The sequence below is a fragment of the Thiovibrio frasassiensis genome (genome assembly GCF_029607905.1).
GTDB lineage: Bacteria > Desulfobacterota > Desulfobulbia > Desulfobulbales > Desulfurivibrionaceae > Thiovibrio > Thiovibrio frasassiensis.
The window spans coordinates 1,954,329-1,977,405 of record NZ_JAPHEH010000001.1; the positions used below are offsets into that span (position 1 = coordinate 1,954,329).

The following is a 23,077-nucleotide window of genomic DNA, read 5'->3' on the forward strand; positions in this document are numbered from 1 at the left end:
CTGTCGTCGGCTGAATTTGCTGTGCATCTTAGTGTAGCAAGGAAGAACAGGAAAGTACAGCGGTTGCGGTTTTTTATAATTCCCCAGCGAGGCGGTTGATTAAGCTGCGATGGGGAGCGGGAAAAGCGAAATTTTCAAGTTCCTCCGGGGCTGCCCAACGGTATTCCTGAGCGGCCTTGAGAATCGGTTCTGTCTTGCTGGTTTGTAGGTGGCAATGATAACAATGGAGTGTAACCCGGTATCTGGTGAAGCTGTGTCGGATGGCGGCGATTTTTTCTAAGCGGTGGATGGTAAAGCCTGTTTCTTCATAATACTCGCGAACCAGCGCCTCTTCCGGCGTCTCCCCTTCTTTAATCCGTCCGCCGGGAAATTCCCAGAGATTGGGCCAGACATCATCGGCCAGACGTTTTTGGATGTAGATCTTGTCTTGGTGGTGGAGTATGCCGGTTGCCATACTGATTTTGATGATCTCCTTTGGTTTGCCGGTAACCGGCCTCTCGGACACAACACCCATGGCAAAGGCTTCGCAGTGGTCGCGAAGCGGACAAAGATCGCAGCGGGGGGAACGGGGTTGACAGATCAAGGCGCCAAGCTCCATGAGGGCTTGGTTGAAAAAACGTGCCTTGCCCTTGGGGATAAGCTTGGCTGCCATCTGCCAGATGAAAGCGTGGGTCTGCTTTTCCTTGACCGGAGCCGCCAGATTGAAGAGCCGCGAGAAAAGGCGTTCCACATTGGCGTCCACGATGGGGTGGTTTCGGTTGAAGGCCAGACTCATGATGGCCCCGGCGGTGTAGCGGCCAATACCGGGAAGCTGAAGCAGGGCGGTATGGTCTTCCGGCAGTCCGCCACCATGGTTGCCGCTGAGCAGCCCGGCTGTCTTGAGGATATTTTTGGCTCGGGAGTAATAGCCCAACCCTTCCCACAAACGGAGGACCTCCTCTTCCTTGGCCTTTGCCAGGCTGGCAATGTCGGGGAAAGATTCGAGCCAGCGGTTGAAGTAGACAACGACCCGATCCATCTGGGTCTGCTGCAACATGATCTCTGAAATCCAAATGTGGTACGGGAGGTAGGTGCGGCGCCAGGGAAGGTCGCGGCCATTATTGGCGAACCAGTGGAGCAGTCCATCCTGGAGGGTAAGCGGCGGCATGGTCAAACCTGTTCAAGCTTCCTTCAACAGACGCAAGAGGTCTGCGGGATTCATGGCGTGGCTGATATCGGTTCCTTCCAGCAGGCTGTCCGCCAAGGCTCTTTTTTCATGGTGGAGATGGACGATTTTTTCCTCGATGCTGTTTTTTGCCACCAGGCGGTAAATGGTTACCGGGTGTTTCTGGCCGATGCGATGGGCCCGGTCCGAGGCCTGATCTTCCACGGCGGGATTCCACCAGGGATCCATGTGGATCACGTAGTCGGCGGCAGTGAGGTTGAGGCCAACCCCGCCGGCCTTGAGACTGATCAAAAACAGGTCGCCATTGCCCGCTTGAAATTCCTGGACCTGGCGCTGGCGCTCCTTGGAGGGGGTGCTGCCGTCCAGATATCTGTAGGAAATCCCTTCTTTGTCGAGATGCTCCCGGACAAGGCTTAAATGATCGACAAACTGGCTGAAGACCAGGGCCTTGTGGCCATTTTCCCGCAATTCGTCGACAAGCTTGGCAAAGAGGGTGAGCTTGGAGCTGGGGATGTCCGTATCCGGCAGTACCAGGCGCGGGTTGCAGCAGGCCCGGCGCAGTTTCATGATCTCGGCCAGAATCTGCAGCGAGCGTTTCCCCGGCGGTCCGCCTGTCTGGCGCAGGTTTTCCAGGGCCCGCTGCCGGAGGGCGGTATAGAGCGCGGCCTCCCTTTCTTCCATCTCCACCTGCAGGAGGATCTCGGTGCGTTCGGGCAACTCCTCGAGAACCTGTGATTTGAGGCGGCGCAGGATAAAGGGGCTGATCAGTTTCTTGAGTTTTTTCCGGGCCTCCGGGTCGTTGCCCCGTTCAATGGGGATGGCAAAGCGCTGGTTGAATTGATTCAGGGAGCCGAGGAGCCCTGGGTTGATGAATTGAAACAGGTTCCAGAGCTCGGTGAGGTGATTTTCAATGGGGGTGCCGGTGGTGACCATCTTGAATCGGCCTTGCAGCAGCATGGCAGCCCGCGAGCGTTTGGTGATGAAATTCTTGATGGCCTGGGCCTCGTCCAGGATGATGGTTTCCCAGTTCTGGGTGGCAAGGAGTGCGGATTCTTGCTGGAGCAGGCCGTAGCTGCAGATGAGCAGATCGAAGGGGCCAAGTTCCGAGAGCATTTTTTTCCGCTGGCGTCCGCCAAAAAGAACCACCCTGAAGGTCGGGGCAAAGCGGTTTGCCTCCTCTTCCCAATTGGGGCACACCGAGGTAGGGGCCACCACCAGGGTCGGCCCCTGCACCGCGCGGTCAAGGGCCAGGGCCAGGGCCTGAACGGTTTTGCCAAGCCCCATGTCGTCCGCCAGGCAGGCGCCCACCCCCCAGTTGGCCAAGCGGGCCAACCAGTTGAACCCTTCCAGCTGATAATCGCGCAGTACGGCCTTGAAGGTGGATGGTATCTTGGGCTCGTACTCCTGGGCCTCTTTGAGACGGTTCTGCTGCTCTTGCCACCGCTCGTCCGTGTGGAGTTCTCCCACCCCGTTGGTGAAATCCTCCAGGGCCAGGGCGGCAAGAGGGTGCAAGCGGACCGTGCTTTTCTTGAGTTCGGCAAAGGCGGCGATTTCGTCCAGCCGTTTGCGCAGCTCCCGGGACAGGGAGAGGAAATGGCCATGCCCCAAGGGGATGAAGCGGCTGCTGTTTGTCTGGGCCAGTTCGAGCAGGGTGCGCATGTCGAGCACCAGGGATTCGTTGAGCTTCAAGGTTCCGCTCATCTCAAACCAATTGTTGCGTTCTTTTACGGTGAGGAGAAATTGGTTGAGCTCAGCCGGCGGGCTCACCGTCAGCCGTTCCCCTTCGGGCCATTCTATGATGACATTATCCGGCAGGCTTTGCAGCTCTAGGAGGAGCTGCAGGCATTCTTCCGGGTCCTGTAACAACCATTCCCGCTCAAGATCCGTCCCCTTTGCCAGCATGGGGCAGGATTCTTCGACAAGGCGTCCGTTTTTTTCTTCCAGTTCCAGGTCGCGCTTTGTCTGCGTCCGTTTGCCGCCGCTATGGGCGATGATGGTTTTGGGCCCTTCTCCCGGCCTTTGGTACGGGCCGTCCGGTTGTAACGGTCTGACGAGCATGGCCAGTCTGAACCCCGGGCCGTAAGGCAGGAGCTGCATGTGGATGCGCGAATCCGGCTGCACCTCGGCAACTCCCACGGATTTGCCTTCGATGGTTGAGTGGACGGTCATGAAGGAAGAGATGTTGCCCAAGGTGGCAAAAAGTTCGTCCTTGCCGCCCAAGGGAACACTCAAACCATTGGGCCCGATAATCTCCGCCACCCGGCGATGGTCCATGGTGATGGGGTAAATTTTGAAACGGGCCGGGGTTTCCCGGAGGACTATTGCGTCGGTATTGTCGGGCCATGGCGAGAACTGGATCAGCAGTGATTCGCCCTGCTGATCAACCCGCAACTCCGGTTCGCCCTGCAGAATCTCAACCGGGGTTTTGGGCGAGTCGGCAAGGAAGGCATGGGGGTGACCGATGAGGACCACCAGGGCATCGGGCATGGTAAAGCGGAAAAAAACGCCCCGGCTGTCTTTGCTTTCCGTAATGGTTTCACACGCGAGAAGATCCTGCGGGCTTAAATAGGAAGGTTTGTTTTTGCGATACAGCTTTCTGAGTGCCACCGATCTGCCCTTGGTCCATTGGCCACGGGCGGTAAGATTCTGAATCTTCGGCGCCAGGGAGATGAGGCCATCCTGGCTGCGGTAATCAATCATCCAGGCCAGTCGCGAGGAGGTCGTGGGCGGGGGGAGGTTCAGGGCTGGAGCCGAGCTGAAATTGAGGGCACGCAGGGCGCGTTGCCATTGCTCTTCCGGGGTAATGGCCGTGACAAGCGAACAGACTTCCGGAGGTTCGGGCGTGATGGCCGGGGGAGTTGATTTTTCTCCGGCCAGACGCAACAGGGAAGCATATTCGCAGGCAAGCCACAGATAGCCATGGGCCGCGGCTTTTTTCTGGTAGGCCTTGAGGTAAGGGAGGCAGACCGGGCTGGGCCTTCCTTCAATCCAGTAAGTGACCAGGCCCAGAAAAAGTGTGGTGATGCTGTGCGGTTTGGGCAGGATGCTCACGGCGGTGAGTCGGTCGCGGGCCAGATCAAGGCGGTTTTCCTTGGCTTCCACCAGGGCGAGGAGAAGGAAGTAGGAGGGCAGAAAAGGGTTGTGGGGTTGAATAGCCTCAAGGTCGCTAATAATGTCCCGGATCTGCTGGTGCGCGGTGTAATCCCCATTTTGCAGCAGGGCCATCAAGTAGAAGAGCCCCTCGACTCCGGTAAAATAAGCCTGTGCGTTCTGGTTGGCCTTTCTGATCTTGGCGAGATCTTCTTCGTAGCAGTGAATCGCTGCCGTGGTATCTCCGGCCAGCAACTGTTGCCAACCCTGTATGCCCAACGGCGGGAGCTGTTGCTGGCTTGCCTTGAGCCAGGTGGAGGCTGCCCGGGTTTCTCCCCGGATAAGCAGATGGGAGGTGAGCAGGTAAGAGAATGGCTCACGGTTCTTGGCGGGAAGTCCCTTGAGGAACCGCTTGTCTTGCAAGTATTCGAGAGGCAGGATGATTTCCGTCAGGTGGAGCAGTCCGCTGAGAAATATTTGGTGCAGGGCGTAGAGTTGGATATGCAGGGGGAGTCCGGCAAACCAGAGCGGGTCAAAAGAGTTGCCACAGAGCGTGACCAGAGGGTTTTCCTGGAAACGCTCGGGGAATGTCTCCTGGAGTTCAAGAAGGGTAAGGAGATTGTGAGTATATTCGGTTTCGTCCCCAGCAAGGAGCGCAAGGCGAAGATCGCGCAGGACGCGATGCCACAGGGTGTCCGGGTCGGGGTTTTCTTCCGGGCGTGGGGTTGGCCAGGCATGTTGGATGGCGGAGGCAAGTCTCGGGAAGTATTTCTGTTTCCGGCAATCCCGCGCCACGATTTCGGCCATCTCTGCGGAGCAGACCCCTTTTTTTAAGAGATTTGCCTCTGCGAGTTCAGCGAGGGCGGCCAGGAGTTCTTCTTCGGTGGCCGTCGGCCACATTTGCCTTGGAGCCGAGGGGAAGAGGCAGGCAGTCAGGGCGGTTTTCCGAAGTGGTTCTCCGGCCAGAGCGCAAGCCTGCAAGGCGAAACGGGCTTTGGCTGGCAGGGATTGGTATATGTTCCAAAATGGGTTCTGAACTTTTTGCGAGATGTGTAATGGCAATGGGTACGTCCTAGGTTCGGAGGAAATTGTCGAGTTTGGCGATAAGAGCGCCCTCGGGCAAGGCCCCGACAATCTGGTCGACAACCTGGCCGTTTTTAAGGAAAAGAAGGGTTGGGACCCCTCGGATTCCGTATCGTCCGGCGCTGAGATGGTTTGTGCTGGTGTCGATCTTGGCGATGATCGCTCGTCCGAAAAATTGCTGCGCCAGTTTTTCAATAACCGGAGCCAGCATCCGGCAGGGACCGCAACTCGGCGAATAGAAGTCGAGGAGCATGGGCAGGTCCGCCTCGGCGATCACCTGCGCAGCCTCCTGATCGGTAAGTTCAACCGGCGTGGCGTAAGCGGCCATGGGAAGCGGGGTCTGGCACTTGCCGCAACGCGGCTTGCGGTGTTGTTTGCTGGCCATCATTTTATTTTTGCTCTTGCAGCTTGGACATGCAACAATCAGGGTATTCATGGTATGCTGTCGATCAAGTGAGATAAAAGAATAAAAAGGTCGCTGTGCATGAAAGTCCATTTCTTGGGGGTTGGCGAAGCCTGTGACCCGGAACACTGTAACACCTCGCTTCTGGTTTTAAGCGGGAGCAAAAATCATTATATCCTACTTGACTGCGGATTTACCACCCCCCATCGATATTTTAAAGATTGTTCCGATCCGGAGCAGCTTGAGGCCCTGTGGATTTCGCATTTTCACGGCGATCATTTTTTCGGGGTTCCCTTGCTGCTCCTTCGCTTTTGGGAGATGGGGCGGACCCGTCCGCTGCTGCTTGTCGGGCCCTCTGGCTTGCAGGAGAAAGTTGAAATGGCCCTTGACTTGGCGTATCCTGGATTTGGTAGAAAATTGCGTTATGCCGTGCAATATCTGGTGGTAGCCGAGGGGGACTCTTTTACGGCGGCAGGCTTTGCCTGGCAGACCGCGGCAATGGACCACTCCCAGCCTTGCCTTGCCGTCAGGCTGACAAGCGAAGGGAAGTCATTGTTGTACAGTGGTGACGGCCGGTGTACCGGCCCGGTGGCTGACTTGGCGCGGGGATGTGATTTAATTATTCAGGAGACGTACCGTGTTTCCGGGGAGACTCCCGGGCATGGGAGCGTTGCCGGGAGCCTTGCTCTTGCCAGGCAGGCCGGCTGTCTTAAGCTGGCGCTGGTGCATATCGGGCGTCTTGAGCGGGAAGGGGCGGCGGAAAAACTGCGGAAGCTGTGTCCACAGGGAGAAGTGTTGGCGGTGTTGCTGCCGGAAGCGGGTGAGACCTTAGTGTTGTAATATCGGGATGGATACAATCAGGAGTGGGTAAATGGAGCAGATGGAACAGATGGAGCCGGAAGCGCAGAAGGCTGCAGTGCGAAGGTATGGCCCCCAGGAGATTGCTGCCTGGCTGGTGATCGTGGTGCTGGTTACCCTCATCGTGAAAACCCTTTCTTTTATTTTTATTCCCCTGAGTGTGGCGGTTCTCGTTTTTTTTGCGGTGGGCATGCCCATGGAGTTTCTTCGGCGGTTTGGGGTGCCCGGCTGGCTTCGCATCCTGCTGGTCGTTTCTTTCATCCTTGATGCATTGTACTGGGTTGGCGGGTTGTTGCAGGCGAATATCATGGAGTTTGTCGGTCAGCTCCCTGTCTTTACGCAGAAGCTGTCCGAGTATGCCGCCATTGAATTGCAATCGTATGGGGTAACCGCCGAGCAGGGAAAGGAGATTCTGGATGCTTTTGTCGGCAATATGGATGGGAAGAAGATGGAGCCGTTGGGTTCGTTTCTTCATGCTGCCGGCGGTTCTTTTTTTCAGTTTATCGGCAATCTTGTTTGGGTGGTGCTGTTCCTTATTTTTATGTTGGCCGAAAGGGATGGCATGGAAAATCGGCTGCACAATGCCTTTGGCCAGAGGCGCGCTGAAAAGATCATCAAGGTCGGGGGGAGGATCAGTCAGTCAATCGAAGAGTATCTTGGCCTGAAAACCTTGATCAGTCTCCTTGCCGGGGTGCTTACCTCTCTGGCGCTTTGGTTGTTTGGTGTCCAGTTCGCGTTGCTTTGGGGGGTTCTTGCTTTCCTGTTGAACTTTATACCCAATGTCGGGGCGCTCCTCGCCACGGTCCCTCCGGTGCTTATGGCCCTGTTCCAGTCCGGCTCCCCAGGCTTCGCCCTACTCGCGGCCAGCGTCCTTGTCGCCATTCATTTTGTCGTGGGAAATTATCTGGAACCAAAGATCATGGGACGTGGTCTTAATCTCAGTCCCCTGGTGGTACTCTTCGCCCTTATTTTCTGGGGCTGGATGTGGGGCGGGGTCGGCATGCTGCTGGCGGTTCCCTTAACCGCGGCGTTTAATATCGCCATGGAAGAGTATGATCCGTCCATGCCCCTGGCGAAAATGATCAGCGCGGAATAATGACTTTTTGGGGGAGAATGCTTAAACGTTTTAAACGTCTGTCTCGAACTTTCAATTTTTAGAGCAAGGAGAAATTATGTACAGCAGTGACAATGGCAGAACAATGGTTATTGATCAGTCCCGCTCCCAGGCGGCAACCCTTTTCCTGGCCAAGGTTTTCAATTGGATGGCCATTGGCCTGGCTCTTACCGGGGTTACCGCCTTGGTGGTCGCCAGTACTCCGGCCCTGCAGCAGGCCATTCTCGGGAACAAGATCGTGTTTTACGGCTTGATTTTCGGGGAACTTGGCATGGTAATCTATCTCTCCGCCAGGATCGAACAGATGTCGGCCCGCATGGCGACCAATCTTTTTCTCGGCTATTCCATCTTGAACGGGGCGACCATTTCCGCCATCCTCCTCCTCTATACTGGCGCTTCTGTTGCCACCACTTTCTTTGTCGCGGGCGGGATGTTCGTTACCATGGCGGTCTACGGCACGGTGACCAAAAAAGATCTTACCAGCATGGGGTCCTTTCTCTTCATGGGACTGGTGGGGATGATCATCGCCTCGGTGGTGAATATCTTTCTCGGCAGTTCCATGGTTTCCTGGGTGGTGTCCGCCATCGGCGTGATTGTTTTTACCGGCCTCACCGCCTATGACGTACAGAAAATCACCCGGATCGGTTCCGGCGGGATCATGGAAAACGGTCAGGCGGCGATCCAGAAGGGTGCAATCATGGGGGCTTTGGCCCTGTATCTTGATTTCGTGAATCTCTTTCTCATGCTGTTGAGGTTCCTGGGAGATCGCCGCTAACTCCGGCGTTGCATCCTGCGATAGGAAAAAGCGATTGTCCGGGGCGACAATCGCTTTTTTTTTCGATTTGAATCTCTCCCCCGTTCTGCGGTACATTAATAATCCGATTGCCTGTGGCTTGGGCTTGCACAGAACAAGAAGGAAATTACTTTTACCCGAGAGGAGAATATTTATGCGGAATGGAACAAATATATGGTCGCGCGGGGTGAAAATAGCCACCGTGCTGGTATGCGTGGCAGTATTTATGGGCGCCGTGGGTTGCGCGAGTCAGACCGGGGAGACAGCCCCCAAGAAACCCGGGGGCGGCTGCCTCAGCTTTTTGCAGTTGTTTTCATAATCACACTTTCCTGACCTCGGGAAGACAAAAAAATCCGGCCGGAGAGTTCCGCGCCGGATTTTTTTATGCGCTTCGCCAAAAAAAGAACAGGTTTATTGTGTGGAGACAGTCGCGGCGTTCTTCGCTCCGTACCGGGCAAGGTATTTGTCCCGCAGCAGGATGAGGCGGGCCAGATAGGTGTCCCGTCCGGTGAGGTTGGAGGTGTTTTTCATCTCGTCGAGCAGGGAATCCACCGAGGGTCTGATGTCGATGCCGTGGCGGTTCAGGGAGGCGTCGTTGGCCCGGTCAAGGACCAGGATCGAATAATATTTTCCCAGCAGCCGCACCCGAGAATCCCGCCGGTACAGATAGGACTGCCCGCCAAGGGTGTTGAGAAAAAAGCCCGCATATTCGTAGAGCCCGCGGAGGGGTAGGCGAATCGCGGTCTTGGAAGGCTCGCATTTGGGAGCAAGCTCAGACCAGCGATAGAACAGGGCCATGGCGGATTCCACCGAATCGTTTTCCTGGGTGAGAATTTCCTTGATGAGCGCGACATCATTTTTTCCAAGGACGCGGTAGAGGTGGGCGGTGTTGCGGAGAATGGAAGTGAGGCTTTCCCGCTCCCTTGCGACCACCGGCGGTTTAGCCATGAGTTTGTCGATGCGCAGGGTGAAATACCTTTGGCTGCCGTCCTTGAGCTGTCGGGCGCCGATATAATCCGCATTATCCAGGGAACTGAAAAACGAGGCGATTTCTTCCTCTGTCTGTTCACAGGCGGAGGCAGTGTTCGTCTGGGGCTCAGTCGGTCCCTGCGTCTGGTTCGAAGGCGTGTCTTTGGTTGTATGGGGCTCAGCAACGGGTGGGGTGGCCGGGGGCGTGACTGCTGTGGTGGAAGGCAGATCAGTCATTGGCGCTGCGGGCTTAGGGGGAGGTGTTTGCTCCGGTCCCCTGAAGAAATACCAGCCGGCGGAAAGACCGAGAACCGCAAGGATTATAATGGTGATGCTGAGTGGGGAAACAGCTTTTTTGGGGGCACCAGGCTTATTCGGTTGGCTCATGTTGTCTCGCTACCAGGATATGTTGCGGCAAGGGAACGCCAAGAAAATTTAAGTCTATCGCAGGGAGGTTGCGAGGTCAAATAAAAATCGGGAGGTTGCCGGCCGGAGGCTTATCAGTAGAGCCAGTGAAAATGTAGGTTTGTCAGGAGGTAAGCCCACGGTAGATCTCGGGAATGCGGCTGGGGAGTTTCTTGACCTCGTCGATGCAGATATAATTCACCTCCCCGTACATGTGGGGGAGATAGGCGTGCGCCTGTTTGTCAATGGTGATGCAGAATGGATGCACCCCCTGCGCCTTGGCTTCAATTAAGGCATGGCGGGTATCTTCAATGGCGTAATCCCCTTTGTAGTCATCATAATCCTCGGGCTTGCCATCGGAAAGGGTGATAAGGAGTCGGATTCTGGCGTCGTCCTTGGCGAGGAGAGTGGTGAGATGCCTGATGGGCGGTCCCATCCGGGTATATTCCTGGGGAGCGATGGCGGCGATCCTTCCCTTCACCTCTTCACTGTAGGGTTCGGCAAGATCCTTGATCTGAAAGAGTTCGGAGCGCGTACGGCGCATGCCGGAGAATCCGTAGATGCCGTAAGTGTCCCCCAAGACTTGAAGGGCTTCGCACATCAGGATCAATGATTCTTTGATGGCGGTATTCACCCAGCCTTCGGTCGAGGAGGACATGTCGACGAGGAAGAGGACGCTGATGTTGCGTTTGTCGCGGCAGAGCCGGATAAAAAGTTCCTCCGAGGGGGAAAGGCCTGCCTTGATGTCGGCAAGGGTTTCGATGAGGGCGTCAATATCGATTTCGTCCCCGTCTTTCTGGCGTCGGACAAAGCGTTCCTGATTCCGCATCATTTCGAACTGTCGTTTGAGCTGGGCCAGGTGGCCTCGGTACTTCTCCAGGGTGTTGCCGACAAAGGTGCCCGTGACCGGGATAATTTTTTTGACAAGAAGAGAGCACCAGTTTTTGCGGAATCCGGAGCGTCGGTAGTCCCATTCGTCATAGATGAAGAGGTCTGTCCCGCTGAGCGGATCACCCTCTTGCGGAGGGGGGGAGTTTCCCTGGGCCAGCGCCTTGCCCGCCGACTGCATGGCGCTCGAGATGTACTGGCTCGGGATCTGGCCGAGATCATCGACGATTTCCCTGGCCATTTTCCTGAGTTCGTCGGGGAGTTCGATGTGGCTATCGTTGATGGTGATGAAGTCAAGGGTTTCCTCTCCTTGCCGCTCGCTCTCCATCGTTGCTTTTCCTGTTTTCTCAGGCAGGATGATCGCTGCGTTCTGGCCATCAAGCTCGGGAAAAACAGTGTCCGGCACCTCGTTCCCCTCGTTTTCGGCAGGGATGTCTTGGTTCGTCTGTGCCGCAATGATGGCGGCAAGTGCCGCGACGAATTGCTCCTTGGCTGCCGCTCTTTTCTTCTGCTTGGCCGCCATCACCTCTGCCGGCCGCAGTATTCCCTGAAAGATGATGGGCAGGCAGGGCTTTTCTGCCTGGGCATAGAACGCGTCATAGGCGTTGCTGACAAAAAAAGCGGAGTCGCGGCTGGTCGTGTCCTCTTGGAATAAGGCGCTAAAAAGGTCGGTTATGGCTGGTGGCGCAGCAAGTGAGGGGGCGTGGCTCTGTTGGGCGGCATGGTGGAGAATGGTTCTTTGCAGCTCTTCCGTGGAGCATCCGGCGGTGAGGGGGATTTTTTGGGCAAGGGCCTGGAAGAGGGGCCCGCTTTCCCGCATAAGCCCGGGAAGTCTCTTTGCGAGAAAGGCGGTGGCCCGGGCTGTCTCGCCAAGGTGAAAAAGATGGGAGGCAAGGGGCGGGGCCGGGAAGCGATTGAGGAACTCGCTCAGGCTTTCAAGTGGGGGCAAGCCGGTATGGTACTGTTGAGGCGCGGAGGATATCTCCGGGCGGGACTCTGGAAGATGGAGCGAAAAGGTGCCAATGGCGGTAAACGCCCATTGAAAGGAGACCATGAGTTTGTAAAGCAGGAAATTGTCGCTCCGCTTCGGAAAAACGGCGATTCTGGGGGGGAGATAGATTGATGCGGTGTCCGTGTATAACTCGGCTCCTGTGAGCAGTTCGAGAGGGTGTCCGGCCAGTCCGGTTGCATAGGGCTGCAACCTGCCGGTAATCTCGGGAAAGCTGATGCCGGTTTCGCCGCGAACCGTGCAAAGAAATGTTTCCTCCACCCGCTCCAGGAGCGGCCTGGCCTGATGGAGTCCTCCGGACTCATAGGCAGCGAGAATGGCCTTGGCCCAATCGCTAAGCTGGGAGTGGGGCAGGCAGGTCAAGGCATGCGGGACCGCATGGAGAAAGTTGTTGCACAGGGCATGGCTCACCGGCCAGATAACGGTAATCTGCCGGAAGATTTCGTTCAGCGCTCCATCGGGCAGGCCGTGTAAGGGCTCAATAATCTCTTCGATTTCCCAGTCGTTCAGAATATCCGGCAGGACCGCTTGGGCAAACCTGAGTGTGAGTCCGTGTGTGTCCAGAACAATCACCTTGGCTTCAAAAGAGAGAGTTAGACATCTCCTCGAGGGCTGCCAGCATTTCGTGGTCATCGGTCAGGGTTTCCGTGATCGCGGCCTTGCAGGCAGTGCGCGGGGGGATGTTGCTTTTGATGAGTTTCCCGGCATGGATCAAGAGCCGGGTGCTGGCCCCCTCCTGCAGGCCTGAGTCTTTCAGGCTTCTGGTCATGGCGGCCAACCGGACAAGTTTCAAGGCAAGCTGGTGCTCGATGCCGGATTCTTCTTGGACAATACTTGCCTCAAGCTCCGGCGTTGGGTAGTTGAATTCAAAGGAAACGAAACGCTGCCGGGTGGACTGCTTGAGGTCCTTGAGCACACTCTGGTAGCCAGGGTTATACGAGATGGCCAGCATGAATTCAGGCGGTGCGCTGAGGGTTTCCCCGAGTTTCTCAATGGGCAGTTCCCGGCGGTCATCGGCAAGGGGATGGATGACCACGGTGGTGTCTTTCCGGGCTTCCACGATTTCGTCAAGATAGCAGATGGCGCCGGCCCGTATAGCCGTGGTGAGGGGGCCATCCATCCAGACCGCTTCTCCACCCTTGATGAGAAAACGACCGACAAGGTCACTGGTGGAAAGATCGTCATGGCAGGAAACGGTGATGAGCGGGCGCGCAAGTTCCCAGGCCAGTCGTTGCATGAACCGGGTTTTGCCGCAGCCGGTAGGGCCTTTTAGCAGTATCGGCAGACGGTTATGGTATGCGGTCTTGGCGATGAGCAGTTCATTCGCCTGTTCCAGGTAGAATGGTTTTTCGGTAATCATATGCTCTGTCATAGCGATGTGTTTCATCGTTCTGTTCCTCCTTGATAAAAAAAAGAATAAGGACGGTTCGCGCTGCAAGCAAATGAAAATCCGGCGTCAGGACAAAATAACTTGCCGCTGGCAGCCGGCAAGGGTAGGAATGACAAATACACTCGTGATATCCCCATGGGGAATCAAACAAAGATTCTTTTTTTTTCTGAGTTGGGGTAGGACGGGAAATATGGTCACAGGAGCAGGGGAAACGGTAGTGAAAAAACGGAAATGGTATGAGAAATACCTGCCATTTGTGGCCAGAAGTCCGGAGATGCAATTGCGCTGGCTTGAATCTGCTTTTAGGAAAGGGGTTCTGACTCCCAATGAAATTACCCCATACATCAAGCTGTTTATGGCGCCGGACGGGGAAGGAAATCTGGCAAGGGTGCGCGGTCTGCTGCACTCATTGAACGGCAGCGGGATTGAGAAAATGTTGGGGGCTGCTGATATCTATGACGTGCCAGATCTTTTCCGATGTATTGCCGAGCCCACGGTTTTTCAGGCGGTTGTCGCCATCAGCAAGGTGCCCCCGCCCTATGAAAAAGCGCCGCAGTTGGTGGTAGATAAGGTTTTTCAGGCGGTGTATGACTGCTCCGAAGAACTTTTGGCTCAGGCGGCGGCGAGGGTGGCGGAAAATGCGGAAAGGCCCGCCCATTTTCAGGAGGCCTATGAGCGATTCAAGGAGATCAAGGAGGACGAGAAGTTGTTGAGTGCTCTGTATCCCAAAGCAATACTGTAATTGCACTCTATTTGCTTCTGCGCAATCCACAAAAAAAGGCCTTTCCGGATACGGAAAGGCCTTTTAAGTTTTGTAATGAAAGAAAGTTATTTCTTTTTGCCAGCCGTGGCTGCGCGTTTTGATGCCTTCAAGGGGTTGATCTTGAGGGTGGAGACGCTGATCTCATGTTTCACATGGGTTGCAAAATTGCAAAGCCCCAGACGCCATTTGGCTTCCGGCATAGTGTAGGTTGAGCAATATTTTGCTGACTCGACCTCAACCATGCGCTCGCAACCTTCACATTTGTCGATGATCTGCTGAAACTTGCCAGTGGTGTATTTGCTGGTCATATCTTTGGGAGCCGCTTTTGCCATTGTCATCCTCCGAATGAAACCCATATCGGGAATCGCGTTCATCCCTGGTCGGGGTGCTGTTGGTTGGGGGTAGTCAGGATGGTGCCGCAAACCAAGGCAACATCTCAGTAATGAATCAGCTTATTTAAAGTATCCCACCTGGTGTGTCAATAAAAAAAGCAGCAGGAAGCACGAGCACGAGATGGGTTCTCTTGATGAAAAATAGAGAACAAAGGGGATTTTTAGGTGTAAATAAACGCTATCTATCTATTGTTTTTGAGAAAATCTTACGATATAAGAGAGAGGTGGCGGTTTAATTTCTTACAAGAGAGGGAAAGGGATATGCCGTTTTATATCTGGAAGGGGGTCAACTCCTATGGGGAAAAACGCAAGGGCAAGATAGAGATGCCCAATGAGGCCATGGCACAATCGCATCTGAAAAAGATGCGGATAACAGTGTCCATGCTCAAAGAAGCCCCCAAGGACATGTTTGAAAATATTGAGTTTTTAAAACCGAAGGTGACCGGCAAGGATGTGGTTATCTTTACCCGCCAGTTATCCACCATGATCGACGCAGGGTTGCCTTTGGTGCAAAGTCTGGAGATTCTCGGGGAGCAGATGGAAAATCCCACCTTCAAGAAGGTGTTGCGGGCAATCAGATCGGATGTCGAGACCGGCACCACCTTTGCCGATGCCATGAAGAAGCATCCCAGCTGTTTTGATACTCTGTACTGTAACATGGTTGAGGCCGGTGAGGTCGGCGGTATCCTGGATACCATCTTGAACCGGCTGGCATCTTTCATGGAAAAAAACATGGCGCTCAAGAAAAAGGTCAAGGGCGCCATGACCTATCCTGTTATCTGTATCTGCATTTCCTTTGTGGTCATGGCCGTGATGCTTGTTTTTGTTGTTCCGGTTTTTGAGAAGATGTTTGCGGATTTTGGCGGCGCTTTGCCAGCGCCGACTCAGATGGTTGTTGATATGAGTGCGTTTGCCCAAAAGAATTTTCTTCTTATCATCGGGGCGATGTTTGGCGCGGTGTTTTTGGTGAAAAAGATCTACAAAACGGAGAAGGGTCGTATTGAGATGGACCGAATGCTGTTGAATATGCCCATTATCGGACCACTTTTGCGCAGGGTGGCGGTGGCCAAGTTTACCCGGACCCTTGGCACCATGCTGCAAAGCGGTGTGCCTATCCTGGAATCCTTAAATGTTGTCGCAAGAACCGCCGGGAACAAGATTATTGAAATGGCGGTGTTTCGGGTAACGGACAGTATCAGCGAAGGACGGGCCATTGCCGAGCCTCTTGAAGAGACGGGGGTGTTTCCGGGAATGGTGGTGCAGATGATCAATGTCGGTGAAGCCACCGGCGCCCTTGATGTCATGCTGACCAAGATTGCTGATTTTTATGATGAAGAGGTCGACCAGGCCGTTGAGAATCTGACTGCGGCAATTGAACCGTTGATGATGGTTTTTCTGGGCGGCATGATCGGCGGATTGGTTATTGCCATGTACCTGCCCATCTTCAGTATGGCCGGGGCTGTTGGCGGTTGATTTTCAGGGTATATCCTGTATCGGTTTTTTAATAAGATTTGGAGGAAGCAATGGGAGAGATTATCGGTGTGTTGGGGCGAGAGGTTCTGGATTCACGGGGCAACCCTACGGTTGAAGTTGAGGTGTTTCTTGACTCCGGGGTGGTCGGGCGGGCTCTGGTGCCATCCGGCGCCTCCACCGGCACCCGTGAGGCCTTGGAGCTTCGCGACACGAAGAAGAAACGGTATCTCGGCAAGGGGGTGCTCACGGCGGTGGCCAATGTGAACGAAAAGATCGGTCCCGGTATCATTGGTCTTGATTCCACCCAGCAGGTGATTGTCGATCAGGCCATGTTGCTGCTCGACGGCACCGAGAACAAGAAAAATCTGGGTGCCAACGCCATCCTCGGGGTTTCCATGGCGGTGGCCAAGGCCTCGGCCGAGGAGGTCGGGCTGCCCCTCTATACCTATTTGGGCGGGGTGAATGGCAAGGTACTGCCCGTGCCGATGATGAATGTGTTGAACGGTGGGGCGCACGCCGACAACAATGTGGATATCCAGGAATTCATGGTCATGCCGGCGGGGGCCAGTTCTTTTTCCGAGGCACTGCGTATGGGGGTTGAAACCTTTCACAGCCTTAAGGCTGTTCTGAAAAAAGCTGGGCTGCAGACCGCCGTGGGCGATGAGGGCGGTTTTGCTCCCAATCTTCGTTCCAACGAGGAGGCTATGGAATTTTTGCTGGAGGCCATTGTCAAGGCCGGCTACAAACCGGGTAAGGATATTTTCATCGCCCTTGATGTTGCGGCCAGCGAACTTTATGACCCGAAGAAGAAATGTTATGTGCTTGCCGCGGAGAAAAAAGCCAATAAATCCGTGGATGAATTGATCGCCTTTTATGAAAGTTGGGTGAAAAAGTATCCCCTGGTCTCCATCGAAGACGGACTGGCCGAGGCCGACTGGGCGGGGTGGAAAAAGCTCAGCAAAAAACTGGCGGGTAAGGTGCAACTGGTGGGGGACGATATCTTTGTTACCAATACCAAGATCTTGGCCAAGGGTATCAAGGAAGAGGTGGCCAACTCCATTCTGATCAAACTCAACCAGATCGGGACGGTCACGGAAACCCTGGATGCCGTGGAAATGGCGCACCGGGCAGGATATACCTCGATTATCTCCCATCGCTCCGGCGAGACAGAGGACACCACCATTGCCGATCTCAGTGTGGCCTTGAACACCGGACAGATCAAAACCGGGGCGCCTTCCCGTACCGATCGGGTCGCCAAATACAATCAGCTGCTGCGGATTGAGGACGAACTTGGGGCCGCAGGCAGGTATGCCGGCAAGGGTGCGTTGAAATATATTTCTTGACAATTATCAGTTGGTTGAACATGTTATAGGCCAATAAAGGAGGGTGCCCCATGACCCTGACAAAGGCGGATCTCGTCCAAAAGGTTTACCAAAATCACAACTTCACCAAGGCTCAGGCTGCCGAGGCCGTTGAGGCCTTTCTGCGCATTGCCAAAAAATGCCTGAATACCGGGGAGGATCTCTTGATCAGTGGTTTCGGCAAGTTTAACGTGAAAAAGAAAAATGCCCGGCGGGGGAGAAATCCTCAGACAGGTGATGAGTTGATTCTTGATGCCAGAAAGGTTGTAACCTTTAAGCCGTCCGGCCTTCTGCGTTCCAGAATCAACGGAGAATAGCGGCGTATAGCCGGCCGTGTATTTTCAACGCTGACACGTTTATCAAGACGGGTTGTGTTTCCCTTGCCAGCAAGGAAGCAACCCGTCTTTTTTTTTAGGAGCCGGTAACACTGTTGCGGTTCCTTGCGCCGCTTTGCTGCTGTCGACCGTGGTGTTTTAATGTCGCAGTTGCTTGTGAACACGGTGAACTTTTTTTCTTATGCTTCGGGATGTTGCAGTCCATCCGACAGAGAGCGAGAGGGAGAGGCTATGGCTGGGAAGAAGATACGTCTTGCGGAACTGGTTGTATTGGTTCAGGGAGAATTGGTCGGTGATCCTGAGCTGCTCATTTCCGGCGTTGCGGATTTTGACAGTGCTGGCGAGGGCGAGATAACCTTTGTCGCAGATCTTAAGCGCGGGGCTCGGCTTGACGAATGCAAGGGTTCGGCGATTATTGTTCCTCTCGCGGTCACCGAGATCAGCGGATCGGCGATTCGAGTAAAAAACCCTTATCTGGCCGTGGCCCGCATCCATGCCCTGTTTGTCGAAGAGCCGTTTGTTGCCACCGGTGTCGATGCTCGGGCGGTTGTCGGCGATGATTGTCATATCCCCGCCGAGGTTGCCATCAGTCCCTTGGTTTTTATTGGCAACCGGGTCCATCTTGGGCAGCGGGTTACCCTGCACCCCGGGGTGGTTGTCTACGATGACGCGGTTATCGGGGACGATGTGGTGCTGTACGCCAATGTAACCATTGGCCGTGGCTGCCGGATCGGGAACCGGGTTATTATCCACAGCGGTGCGGTGATCGGCAGTGACGGCTTTGGCTATGCCACCGATGGAAACGGGCATCACCTTAAACGGCCGCAGGTTGGTGTGGTTCAGATTGATGACGATGTTGAGATTGGGGCCAATACCTGTATTGACCGGGCTACCTTCGGCAGAACCTGGGTCAAGCGAGGAACAAAGATTGATAACCTCGTGCAGTTGGGGCATAATGTGGTGATTGGCGAGGACGCATTGCTTGTTGCCCAGGTGGGCATGGCAGGCAGTACGACCACCGGCAACAATGTAGTCATCGGTGGGCAGGTCGGTCTCGGCGGGCATATCCATCTTGGGGACCGAGTAATGATTGCGGCCAAATCCGGGGTGCATAACAATCTGGAGCCTGGCTCCATTGTGGCCGGTATTCCGGCGATTCCCCATAAGAATTGGCTGCGTGCCAGTGCTGCCTATGCGAAACTCCCGGATATGGTGCGGGAGATGCGGGAGTTGAAAAAGAAGGTTGCCGAGCTGTCCCGGGCAATGACCCCGGGCAGAGATGACAGCCCCGGCAACGATGCGTGAATAGCCGGACTGATTGCTGGGGAAAATATGGCTTGGCCGCGTCGGCTCAGTGAAAAGAGAGGAGAATGGGATGAGTATTGATCTGCAACAGCTTGATATTATGGAAATACTGAAAATATTGCCGCACCGGTATCCCTTTTTGATGGTGGATCGAATTCTTGAAATGCACCTTGGTGAGTCCATCCGGGGCTATAAAAATGTGACCATGAATGAGAATTTTTTTCAGGGCCATTTTCCCGCGCAGCCGGTGATGCCCGGGGTCTTGATCCTCGAGGGCATGGCCCAGGTAGGCGCGATCCTTGCCTATGTCACGGACCCCGATGGCGTTGCCAGTAAACTCGTTTATTTTGCCGGGCTTGACGGGGTGAAATTCCGGCAAAAGGTTGTGCCCGGCGATCAGCTCCATTACGAACTGTCGGTTAACAAGCGGAAGTCCAGATTCTGGAAGATGGACGGCAAGGCCTATGTCGATGGCAAGCTCGTGGCCGAAGCGGAGCTCATGGCTACTTTTGCTTGAACCGTTTCCCTCTCGCATCATTTTCGATTGTGATCTCCTCCCTAATCAAACCCAAGCGAAGGCGCAATGAATATACATCCTACCGCAGTTATTGATCCCGAGGCGCAGGTCCATGCCTCCACCACGGTTGGTCCCTATGCCGTTATTGAGAAAGGGGTGGTGATCGGCCCTGATTGCGTGGTCTGTCCCCATGCCGTGGTCACCGGTTTGACCACCATCGGTGCCCGCAACACCATCGGTTCTTTTACCAATATCGGCGGGCCGCCCCAGGATTTGAAATACAATAACGAGCCCACCCGTTTGGTCATCGGCGACGATAATCAGATCCGCGAATACGTTTCCATCCACCGCGGAACCCCGGGCGGCCATGGAGTGACCACCGTGGGCAGCGGCAACCTGTTGATGGCCTATACCCATATCGCCCATGACTGCGTGGTTGGCGATCATGTCATCATGGCCAATGCCGCCACCTTGGGCGGCCATGTCGAGGTTGCCGACCGGGTGATCATCGGGGGGCTCACCGCCGTGCACCAGTTTGTCCGGATCGGCGAATATGCCTATATCGGCGGGATGTCCGGGCTCAGCAAAGATGTGCCCCCCTATGTGATCATGGCCGGGATTCGCAACCAGATGCGGGTAACCGGCATTAACCGGATTGGCTTGCGCCGTTCCGGCTTTACGGCGGACGATATCAAAAAGCTGGGGCAGGCCTACAAAATTATTTTTCGGAGCCCGGAATTACTGCTCCAGGAAGCACTTGCCAAGACCCTGGCGGAGATCCCCGACTGTGAGCCGGTTGCCAAACTGGTGAATTTCTTCGCCACCTCGAAACGTGGGGCGGTACGCATGGCCGGTGATGACGAAGAATAGGATCGGCATCATCGCCGGCTCCGGTCAGTTTCCGAAACTCTTTGCCGAGGCGGCCAAAAAGGCGGGGCGCGAGGTGGTAATCGTTGCGCACCAGGGGGAGTCCTGGCCTGAGCTTGAAAGCATCGCCGATAGGTTCTGCTGGGTAAAGCTCGGCCAGCTTGGCAAGATCATCGGCTTTTTCCGGGAACATGGCGTGACGGAAACGGTTTTCCTCGGGGCGATTACCAAAACAAAAATTTTCAAGGATGTCTGGCCGGACCTCAAGGGGCTGACCCTGTGGAATAAAATAGACGCCCGGCAGGACGACGCGATCTTACGGGCGGTGGCAGAGGCCCTGGAAAAAGAGGGCATTCACGTTCTCGAATCCACCCTCTACCTCAAGGATCTGCTCTTTCCCAAGGGGGTTCTGACCAAAAAGAAGCCCTCTGCCGAGCAATTGGATGATATCCGCTTCGGCTGGCAGGCCGCCAGGGCCATCGGCGCCCTTGATATCGGCCAATGTGTTGTGGTCCGCGACCGCACCGTCCTGGCCGTTGAGGCAATCGAGGGAACGGATGCCGCCATCATGCGGGGCGGCACCCTGGGGAAAGAGAAAACCGTGGTCGTCAAGGTGAAAAAGCCCAAGCAGGATTTCCGCTTCGACCTCCCGGCCATCGGCGTAAAAACCATCGAGACCATGTCCGAGGTCAAGGGTGCTGTACTGGCGGTGGAAACCGGTCAGGCCCTGCTTTTTGACCGGGAGGCCGTGATCGAAGCCGCGAACCGGGCCGGCATTGTCGTGGTTGGGGTGGAGGAACTGCCGGACTCCACCCTGTCTTTATAAGTCTTCTGTTTTTCGTTATCCATACTCAGTCATCAGGATGTATTTGCTATGAAAGCCATGGTTCTGGCCGCAGGATTCGGGACACGCCTGCGACCCTACACCCTGAAGCGTCCCAAGCCACTCTTCCCGGTGCTGGACACCCCGATTTTGCTCCATACCCTGACCCAGCTTCGGCGAAATGGGGTTGAGGGGATTGTGGTCAATGCCCACCATCTCCGGGAGCAGGTCAAAGTCCTGCTCCATGACCACGAAGACGTTCAGGTTCAGATGGAGGATGTCGAGCTGGGTACCGGCGGCGGTCTGCGTCTCGCACAACCCTATTTTGCGGAAGCACCCTTTCTTGCGGTGAATGGGGATATCGTCCACGACTTTGATCTGGCTGCGCTCTATCAGGCCCATTGCGCCTCCGACGCGGAGGTGACTATGCTGTTGCATGATTGCCCGCGTTTTAACAATGTGCGGGTGGATGGCGAGGGCAGGATCGTCGGGTTTACCGGTCCAGCTGGCGAGGGGGAGCGTCTCCTCGCTTTTACCGGGGTGCAGGTCCTCAATCCGGCTGTGCTTAACCCGATCCCCGCGGGTGTTTTTTATAACAGCATTGACTGTTATGCCGAGGTGATCAAAAGCGGGGGACGCATTCAATCCTTGATTGTTTCTGGTCATTTTTGGACCGATATGGGCACTCCCGCTGATTACCTGAAGCTCCACGAGGATATTTTGCTCAAGAAGCTTCCCGGATTTTCCTCCGGAAACGCTGACACCCCTTTTTATCTTGGCAAAGACCTTGTGCTCGGAGCCGGGGTAAGCATGCAGGATTGGGTTTCCATCGGGCACGGTGCAACGATCGGCGAGGGGGCGAGCCTGACGCGGGTTGTGGTCTGGGATGGGGCTCGGGTTGCCCCAGGCAGTATTCTGGTGGACAGCATCATCACGGAGGGCGAGTAAGGTGTTTACCGAGGAGCACAGGCAGGCGCTGGGGAGATTGTTGGCCGCGCAGGGTCTTTCCCCGGATATTCCGGTGGCGGACAGGATGGCCGGGGATGGTTCTGATCGGCAGTTTTTCCGGTTTTCTGTAGGCGATCTTTCCCTACTGGCTGTTTTGCCAAGCCCTACTCTGCCATTGGGCATGGCCGAAGCACGGGCCGCCCATGCAATAGGGCTTCATTTTTCCACGCATGGGGCAGCGGTCCCGAGAATCTACGGTTTTGCCGAGGAGTGCGGCCTCATTCTCTTTGAGGACCTGGGCGATACCAAGCTCCATGATCTGGTTCTCCTGTATGGCGCAGAATCGCCGGAGGTAGACCTCTTCTACCGAGAGGCTCTTGCGGCCTTGGCCCATTTGCAGACCGAGGCGTCCCAGGATTTTCAGCCGGCGTGGTGTTGGGATACCCCTCGTTATGACCGCGAACTTATGCTGACCAGGGAGTCCGGATATTTTCAGAAGGCCCTGTGCGAGGATTTTTTGGGGATGAACAACCTGCCCCGAGGGCTGATCCAGGAGTTTGTTTTTCTGGCGGACCGGGCTCTGCAGGAGCCGGCTGATTTTATTTTGCATCGTGATTTTCAGTCGCGCAACCTCATGGTCCATAAGGGGAAAGTCAGGATCATTGATTTTCAGGGTGCCAGAATGGGGCCGTTGGGGTATGATCTTGCCTCCCTGCTCATCGATCCCTATGCCGGTTTGTCTCTAGACCGGCAGCAGGCCCTCCTTGGATGCTACCTGGATGCGCTCGCCTCTCATATTCCCCTTGACCGGGGCCGATTTATTGAGGGATATTATTACATGGCTCTGCAGCGTAACCTGCAGATTCTTGGCGCGTTTGCTTTTCTCTCGAAGATTCGCGGAAAACAGTTTTTTCGGCAGTTTATCAAACCTGCGGCCCGTACCCTTCATGAACACCTGGCTGCGCCGCAGGGGCGGGATTTCCCCACTCTGCGCGCTGTGGTTCAGCAGGTGAGAAATTTACTGGAAGCCCATGACCAGGAATAGCAGTGTTGCTCATGTTGCTGGAAACGGCAGCAGTGTAGACTTCGATACTTCTTTCGCAACCGCACCTCAACCCAACACGGA

Annotated in this window: 20 protein-coding genes; 13 read left to right on the forward strand and 7 right to left on the reverse strand. The window is 55.3% G+C overall.

Going from position 1 to position 23,077, the window contains the following annotated elements; genetic code table 11:
• Positions 1-73 precede the first annotated feature (73 nt).
• The 3 genes from mutY to OLX77_RS09190 form a co-directional block, all read right to left on the reverse strand.
• Positions 74-1,147 (reverse strand): A/G-specific adenine glycosylase, encoded by a 1,074-nt coding sequence (gene mutY, locus OLX77_RS09180; RefSeq protein ID WP_307633299.1) that lies wholly within the window; start codon positions 1,145-1,147, stop codon positions 74-76.
• A 12-nt stretch (positions 1,148-1,159) separates the two neighbouring features.
• Positions 1,160-5,155 carry a DEAD/DEAH box helicase gene (locus tag OLX77_RS09185; protein ID WP_307633300.1) on the reverse strand — a complete coding sequence of 1,332 codons (3,996 nt, stop codon included), beginning with the start codon at positions 5,153-5,155 and terminating at the stop codon, positions 1,160-1,162.
• Between the two features lie 172 nt (positions 5,156-5,327).
• Positions 5,328-5,726, reverse strand: a complete 399-nt coding sequence (locus OLX77_RS09190) for a thioredoxin family protein (RefSeq protein WP_307633301.1) — start codon at positions 5,724-5,726, stop codon at positions 5,328-5,330.
• Between the two features lie 96 nt (positions 5,727-5,822).
• On the opposite strand from OLX77_RS09190, the gene OLX77_RS09195 reads away from it, so the two are divergent.
• The 3 genes from OLX77_RS09195 to OLX77_RS09205 all read left to right on the forward strand — a co-directional run bounded on the left by OLX77_RS09195 (position 5,823) and on the right by OLX77_RS09205 (position 8,488).
• Positions 5,823-6,581: an MBL fold metallo-hydrolase gene (locus OLX77_RS09195; protein WP_307633302.1), complete on the forward strand. Its 759-nt coding sequence runs from the start codon at positions 5,823-5,825 to the stop codon at positions 6,579-6,581.
• A gap of 31 nt (positions 6,582-6,612) precedes the next feature.
• Positions 6,613-7,695, forward strand: a complete 1,083-nt coding sequence (locus OLX77_RS09200; RefSeq protein ID WP_307633303.1) for an AI-2E family transporter — start codon at positions 6,613-6,615, stop codon at positions 7,693-7,695.
• 76 nt (positions 7,696-7,771) lie between these two features.
• Positions 7,772-8,488 carry a Bax inhibitor-1/YccA family protein gene (locus OLX77_RS09205; RefSeq protein ID WP_307633304.1) on the forward strand — a complete coding sequence of 239 codons (717 nt, stop codon included), beginning with the start codon at positions 7,772-7,774 and terminating at the stop codon, positions 8,486-8,488.
• A gap of 429 nt (positions 8,489-8,917) precedes the next feature.
• On the opposite strand, the gene OLX77_RS09210 is transcribed toward OLX77_RS09205, so the two are convergent.
• The 3 genes from OLX77_RS09210 to OLX77_RS09220 form a co-directional block, all read right to left on the reverse strand.
• Entirely contained in the window at positions 8,918-9,712 is a 795-nt protein-coding gene (locus tag OLX77_RS09210; RefSeq protein ID WP_307633305.1) for a hypothetical protein, read from the reverse strand.
• Positions 9,713-10,004: 292 nt separating this feature from the next.
• Positions 10,005-12,350, reverse strand: coding sequence for a nitric oxide reductase activation protein NorD (locus OLX77_RS09215; RefSeq protein WP_307633306.1), 2,346 nt, complete (start codon positions 12,348-12,350; stop codon positions 10,005-10,007).
• A gap of 7 nt (positions 12,351-12,357) precedes the next feature.
• Positions 12,358-13,164: a CbbQ/NirQ/NorQ/GpvN family protein gene (locus OLX77_RS09220; protein WP_307633307.1), complete on the reverse strand. Its 807-nt coding sequence runs from the start codon at positions 13,162-13,164 to the stop codon at positions 12,358-12,360.
• 193 nt (positions 13,165-13,357) lie between these two features.
• Here OLX77_RS09220 and OLX77_RS09225 point away from each other — a divergent pair, with 193 nt between their 5' ends.
• A complete protein-coding gene (locus OLX77_RS09225; protein WP_307633308.1) occupies positions 13,358-13,909 on the forward strand; it encodes a hypothetical protein in 552 nt (183 codons plus the stop codon).
• Positions 13,910-13,995: 86 nt separating this feature from the next.
• Here the strand turns inward: OLX77_RS09225 and OLX77_RS09230 are convergent, their stop codons facing one another.
• Positions 13,996-14,262, reverse strand: coding sequence for a PxxKW family cysteine-rich protein (locus OLX77_RS09230; RefSeq protein ID WP_307633309.1), 267 nt, complete (start codon positions 14,260-14,262; stop codon positions 13,996-13,998).
• A gap of 321 nt (positions 14,263-14,583) precedes the next feature.
• Between OLX77_RS09230 and OLX77_RS09235 the strand changes: the two genes are divergently transcribed.
• From OLX77_RS09235 to OLX77_RS09275, 9 genes are all read left to right on the forward strand, one after another.
• The gene (locus tag OLX77_RS09235; RefSeq protein WP_307633310.1) at positions 14,584-15,795 is read left to right on the forward strand and encodes a type II secretion system F family protein; all 1,212 of its coding nucleotides are present in this window, start codon (positions 14,584-14,586) and stop codon (positions 15,793-15,795) included.
• Between the two features lie 50 nt (positions 15,796-15,845).
• Entirely contained in the window at positions 15,846-17,138 is a 1,293-nt protein-coding gene (eno, locus tag OLX77_RS09240; protein ID WP_307633311.1) for a phosphopyruvate hydratase, read from the forward strand.
• 50 nt (positions 17,139-17,188) lie between these two features.
• Entirely contained in the window at positions 17,189-17,473 is a 285-nt protein-coding gene (locus tag OLX77_RS09245; protein WP_307633312.1) for an integration host factor subunit alpha, read from the forward strand.
• Positions 17,474-17,722: 249 nt separating this feature from the next.
• A complete protein-coding gene (gene lpxD, locus OLX77_RS09250) occupies positions 17,723-18,796 on the forward strand; it encodes a UDP-3-O-(3-hydroxymyristoyl)glucosamine N-acyltransferase (protein ID WP_307633313.1) in 1,074 nt (357 codons plus the stop codon).
• Between the two features lie 70 nt (positions 18,797-18,866).
• Complete coding sequence (fabZ, locus tag OLX77_RS09255; RefSeq protein ID WP_307633314.1) at positions 18,867-19,313, forward strand: 3-hydroxyacyl-ACP dehydratase FabZ; 447 nt, start codon at positions 18,867-18,869, stop codon at positions 19,311-19,313.
• Between the two features lie 66 nt (positions 19,314-19,379).
• Complete coding sequence (lpxA, locus tag OLX77_RS09260) at positions 19,380-20,183, forward strand: acyl-ACP--UDP-N-acetylglucosamine O-acyltransferase (protein ID WP_307633315.1); 804 nt, start codon at positions 19,380-19,382, stop codon at positions 20,181-20,183.
• On the forward strand, positions 20,170-21,006 hold the full coding sequence (locus OLX77_RS09265; RefSeq protein WP_307633316.1) for an LpxI family protein: 837 nt from the start codon (positions 20,170-20,172) through the stop codon (positions 21,004-21,006). The genes lpxA and OLX77_RS09265 overlap by 14 nt, the downstream gene beginning before the upstream one ends.
• Positions 21,007-21,054: 48 nt before the next feature.
• Positions 21,055-21,951: a nucleotidyltransferase family protein gene (locus OLX77_RS09270; protein ID WP_307633317.1), complete on the forward strand. Its 897-nt coding sequence runs from the start codon at positions 21,055-21,057 to the stop codon at positions 21,949-21,951.
• A gap of 1 nt (position 21,952) precedes the next feature.
• Positions 21,953-22,996, forward strand: coding sequence for an aminoglycoside phosphotransferase family protein (locus tag OLX77_RS09275; RefSeq protein WP_307633318.1), 1,044 nt, complete (start codon positions 21,953-21,955; stop codon positions 22,994-22,996).
• The last annotated feature ends 81 nt before the right edge of the window (positions 22,997-23,077 follow it).

Coding starts and splice junctions, on each gene's coding strand:
- fabZ (WP_307633314.1), top strand. CDS start 18,867: ATGAGTATTGATCTGCAACAGCTTGATATTATGGAAATACTGAAAATA.
- lpxA (WP_307633315.1), top strand. CDS start 19,380: ATGAATATACATCCTACCGCAGTTATTGATCCCGAGGCGCAGGTCCAT.
- mutY (WP_307633299.1), bottom strand. CDS start 1,147: ATGCCGCCGCTTACCCTCCAGGATGGACTGCTCCACTGGTTCGCCAAT.
- OLX77_RS09230 (WP_307633309.1), bottom strand. CDS start 14,262: ATGGCAAAAGCGGCTCCCAAAGATATGACCAGCAAATACACCACTGGC.
- OLX77_RS09205 (WP_307633304.1), top strand. CDS start 7,772: ATGTACAGCAGTGACAATGGCAGAACAATGGTTATTGATCAGTCCCGC.
- OLX77_RS09220 (WP_307633307.1), bottom strand. CDS start 13,164: ATGAAACACATCGCTATGACAGAGCATATGATTACCGAAAAACCATTC.
- OLX77_RS09270 (WP_307633317.1), top strand. CDS start 21,055: ATGAAAGCCATGGTTCTGGCCGCAGGATTCGGGACACGCCTGCGACCC.
- OLX77_RS09245 (WP_307633312.1), top strand. CDS start 17,189: ATGACCCTGACAAAGGCGGATCTCGTCCAAAAGGTTTACCAAAATCAC.
- OLX77_RS09225 (WP_307633308.1), top strand. CDS start 13,358: ATGGTCACAGGAGCAGGGGAAACGGTAGTGAAAAAACGGAAATGGTAT.
- OLX77_RS09195 (WP_307633302.1), top strand. CDS start 5,823: ATGAAAGTCCATTTCTTGGGGGTTGGCGAAGCCTGTGACCCGGAACAC.
- OLX77_RS09190 (WP_307633301.1), bottom strand. CDS start 5,726: ATGATGGCCAGCAAACAACACCGCAAGCCGCGTTGCGGCAAGTGCCAG.
- OLX77_RS09265 (WP_307633316.1), top strand. CDS start 20,170: ATGACGAAGAATAGGATCGGCATCATCGCCGGCTCCGGTCAGTTTCCG.
- OLX77_RS09210 (WP_307633305.1), bottom strand. CDS start 9,712: ATGACTGATCTGCCTTCCACCACAGCAGTCACGCCCCCGGCCACCCCA.
- eno (WP_307633311.1), top strand. CDS start 15,846: ATGGGAGAGATTATCGGTGTGTTGGGGCGAGAGGTTCTGGATTCACGG.
- OLX77_RS09200 (WP_307633303.1), top strand. CDS start 6,613: ATGGAGCAGATGGAACAGATGGAGCCGGAAGCGCAGAAGGCTGCAGTG.
- lpxD (WP_307633313.1), top strand. CDS start 17,723: ATGGCTGGGAAGAAGATACGTCTTGCGGAACTGGTTGTATTGGTTCAG.
- OLX77_RS09185 (WP_307633300.1), bottom strand. CDS start 5,155: ATGTGGCCGACGGCCACCGAAGAAGAACTCCTGGCCGCCCTCGCTGAA.
- OLX77_RS09235 (WP_307633310.1), top strand. CDS start 14,584: ATGCCGTTTTATATCTGGAAGGGGGTCAACTCCTATGGGGAAAAACGC.